The organism is Lonepinella sp. BR2271 (assembly GCF_051851515.1).
Classification (GTDB): domain Bacteria; phylum Pseudomonadota; class Gammaproteobacteria; order Enterobacterales; family Pasteurellaceae; genus Lonepinella.
In genome coordinates, this window is the sequence record NZ_JBPDVF010000029.1 from 1 (window position 1) to 579 (window position 579).

Below are 579 nucleotides of genomic sequence, written 5' to 3' on the forward strand. Positions count from 1 at the left end.
CTCAGGCGCTTGAGAGAACTCGGGTGAAGGAACTAGGCAAAATAGCACCGTAACTTCGGGAGAAGGTGCGCCGGCGTAGATTGTAAGGGTTTACCCCTGAAGGTTGAACCGGTCGAAGATACCAGCTGGCTGCAACTGTTTATTAAAAACACAGCACTCTGCAAACACGAAAGTGGACGTATAGGGTGTGATGCCTGCCCGGTGCTGGAAGGTTAATTGATGGTGTTATCGAAAGAGAAGCTCCTGATCGAAGCCCCAGTAAACGGCGGCCGTAACTATAACGGTCCTAAGGTAGCGAAATTCCTTGTCGGGTAAGTTCCGACCTGCACGAATGGCATAATGATGGCCAGGCTGTCTCCACCCGAGACTCAGTGAAATTGAAATCGCCGTGAAGATGCGGTGTACCCGCGGCTAGACGGAAAGACCCCGTGAACCTTTACTATAGCTTGACACTGAACCTTGAATTTTGATGTGTAGGATAGGTGGGAGACTAAGAAGTAGCAACGCCAGTTGTTATGGAGTCATCCTTGAAATACCACCCTTTAACGTTTGATGTTCTAACGAAGATTGCGGAACGCG

1 rRNA gene is annotated in these 579 nt (G+C 49.6%); it reads left to right on the top strand.

The window, feature by feature from the left end:
- Positions 1-579, top strand: a 23S ribosomal RNA gene (locus ACTG7X_RS11050); the annotation flags it as partial.